This window comes from Streptomyces sp. NPDC107575 (genome assembly GCF_055657265.1).
This window is the reverse complement of record NZ_JBVKBG010000018.1, coordinates 6072-8961: the sequence shown is the minus strand read 5'-3', so window position 1 is coordinate 8961 and position 2890 is coordinate 6072. Positions and strand designations below refer to the sequence as shown.

Below are 2890 nucleotides of genomic sequence, written 5' to 3'. Positions count from 1 at the left end.
CGGGGGCGGCCTGGGTGATCCAGACGAGGAACGCGTAGGCGAAGAAGGGGTAGCTGATCCCGCGCAGCCCGTAGAAGACGGTGACCAGGGTCGCCGAGTCGGAGGGGATCGCCCAGGCGAGCAGTGCCACTTCGAGGGCGAGCCAGGAGATGGCGCCGTAGAGCATCACGCGGCGGGGGCCGAGCACGGTGGACAGGGCGCCGGAGAGCCACGAGCCGACCGCCACGAACGCGCCGTAGACGCTGATGGCGGTGGCGGCGTGGGCGGCGGTGAAGCCCTCGTCCTCGAGGAAGGGGGAGAGGTAGTTGCTCTCGACGCCGTCGCCGATCATGAAGAGCAGCACGCCGAGAAAGCCGAGCGCCAGGGGAGCGGGGAGCCCGATCCGGTCGAGGAGGCGGTGCGCGGCGGTGGCCGGGCGTGTGGAGCTGGGGGCAGGCATGGGGATTCCTTCGCCGTCGAAGGGCATGGTCGGCCGTGAGGCGGGAGGCGGCAGGGCCATGGAGGGCAGGGCCGCGAGATTGTGTACGTACAAGCCGTACCGCCCGGACAGTATGTAGCTCGGCCCGTGACGTCAATAGGTGAGAGTCGCGAGGCAGGTCACCTTGGGTGCGCCGTCGGGTGGCGGGTGCTGGATTAATTTTGTACGTACAGTCCGTAACGTATGGACAGGATGGCTTGGGCGTCCTACCTTGCTTGTGTTCGCCGCTGCACGGGACGTCGGCGGCGGACCAGCCGGCTGGGTGTCTCGCTCAGCCCGAGCCAGCGAGAGGACGCGACGATGCGTGCGGTTGTCCTGGACGGACAGGGAACACCGAAGGTCCAAGAGCTGCCCGACCCCGTGGCCGGGCCCGGTGACCTCGTGGTCGCCCCCGCCGCGGTCGGTATCTGCGGCACCGACCTGCATCTGGCCGTCGGTGACTATCCGACGGGCCGGTTCCCCGTGGTCCCCGGCCATGAGTTCTCCGGCACGGTGGTGTCGGCCGGGCGCGGGGTCGAGGGCTTCGCGCCCGGTGACCGGGTGTGCGTCGACCCGAACGTGGCGTGCGGGACCTGCGAGCAGTGCCGGGCGGGGGCGACGAACCTCTGCCCCGATCTGGTGCCGATCGGTGTGACCACCGACGGGGCCTGCGCCGAGCTGGTGCGCGTGCCCGCCCGGGTCGCCTTCCACCTGCCCGAGGGCGTCGACTTCGCGACCGGTGCCCTGGTCGAGCCGCTGGCCTGCGTGCTGCACGCCGCCTCGCGCATCCGCCCGGTCAAGGACCAGCGCGTCCTGGTGTACGGGGCGGGCTCGATCGGGCTGCTCACCGTCGCCTACGCGCGGGCCCAGGGCGCCAGGAGCGTCGACGTGATCGAGCCCAGCGCGGTGCGCCGGGGTGCCGCCGTGGAGTTCGGGGCCGACGCGGTGCACGCGCCCGGGCAGCGGCCCGCGGGGCACGACGTCGATCTGGCCGTGGAGGCCAGCGGCCACCCCTCCGCGGTGGCCGACGCCCTCGACCGGCTCGCCAAGCGCGGCACGCTCCTGCAGATGGGCGTGGTCAGCCCGGAGGCCTCCATCGACCTCTTCCCGTACGACTTCTTCGACCGCGAACTGTCGATGGTCGGCTCCCAGTCCCTGGCCACGGCCTTCCCCGACGCCGTGCGCGCCGTGCTCGACCTGCCGCGCCTCGCGGAGCGCATGGTCACGCACACCTTTGGCCTCGACGACTACGCGCAGGCGTTGGAAGCCGCCCGCTCCGACAGCGCCCGCAAGGTCCATCTCCTTCCGCAGCAGTGATGCCGCACTCGCGTCGACTTGATTGGGGACACCGATGTCCGCACCCGCCTCGCCGGCCACCGGCGAGCACCAGGGGCTGATCGACCGCCTCGGCCTGCCTCGGCCGCTGCTGTGGGGATTCGTCGGCCTGCTGCTCTTCATGATCGGCGACGGTGTCGAGTCCGGGTACATCTCCCCGTACCTGCGTGACAACGGCGCCGAGACCGCCACCCGCGCCGCCGTCATCATCACCGTCTACGGCGCGGTGGTCACCGCCGGATCGTGGCTTTCGGGCGCGCTGTCGGACGTGTGGGGTCCGCGCCGTGTGATGTGGCTGGGCCTGGCGATCTGGGGTGGCCTCGAGGTCGTCTTCCTGGCCGTGGCCCTGCCGACCCAGAGCTACCCGCTGCTGCTCCTCACCTACGGGCTGCGCGGCTTCGGCTATCCGTTCTTCGCCTACGGATTCCTGGTGTGGGTCCTCGCGGGCAGCCCGCCGCGCCGACTCGGGTCGGCGGTGGGCTGGTTCTACTTCGCCTTCACCGGCGGCCTGCCGACCCTGGGCTCGCTCCTGGCCAGCGGCAGCGAGCCGCTGATCGGCGAGTACGCGACGCTGTGGCTGTCCCTGGGCCTGGTGGTGGCGGGCGCGTTCATCGCGCTGCTCGGCATCCGCGGGGCGCAGGGCGGCGACCGCCTGGCCGCGCCCGGTGTGTCGGCGGGCCGCTCCATCGCCAACAGTGTGGCCATCATCTTCTCGCAGCCGCGCATCGCGGTCGGCTGTCTCGTGCGGATCGCGAACACGGCCCCGCAGTTCGGGTTCCTGGTCTTCCTGCCCGACATCTTCGCCGACGACCTGCACTTCGGTACCTCGGGATGGCTGCAGCTGGTGTTCGTCCTGGGCGCGGCGAACATCTTCGCCAACCTGTTCTTCGGGGTGCTCAGTGACCGGCTGGGCTGGCACCGGACCCTGCGCTGGTTCGGCTGCGTGGCCTCGGCGGTCAGCTCCCTGTGCCTGTACTTCCTGCCGACCCATGTCAGCGGTGCGTACTGGGTGGCCGTGGTGTGCGCGGCCCTGTTCGGGATCACGCTCGCCGGGTTCACCCCGATCTCCGTGCTCATGTCGCTGATGGCTCCGGGGCA

Annotated in this window: 2 protein-coding genes and 1 pseudogene; 2 read left to right on the top strand and 1 reads right to left on the bottom strand. The window is 71.2% G+C overall.

What is annotated here, in order from left to right:
- A pseudogene (locus ACZ7L4_RS42820) lies at positions 1 to 439 on the bottom strand (MFS transporter); the annotation flags it as partial.
- Positions 440 to 778: 339 nt separating this feature from the next.
- Between ACZ7L4_RS42820 and ACZ7L4_RS42815 the strand changes: the two are divergent.
- The gene (locus ACZ7L4_RS42815) at positions 779 to 1774 is read left to right on the top strand and encodes an alcohol dehydrogenase catalytic domain-containing protein (protein WP_472110695.1); all 996 of its coding nucleotides are present in this window, start codon (positions 779 to 781) and stop codon (positions 1772 to 1774) included.
- Between the two features lie 34 nt (positions 1775 to 1808).
- On the top strand, positions 1809 to 2890 hold a 1082-nt coding region (locus ACZ7L4_RS42810; RefSeq protein ID WP_472110693.1), incomplete at its 3' end, for an MFS transporter.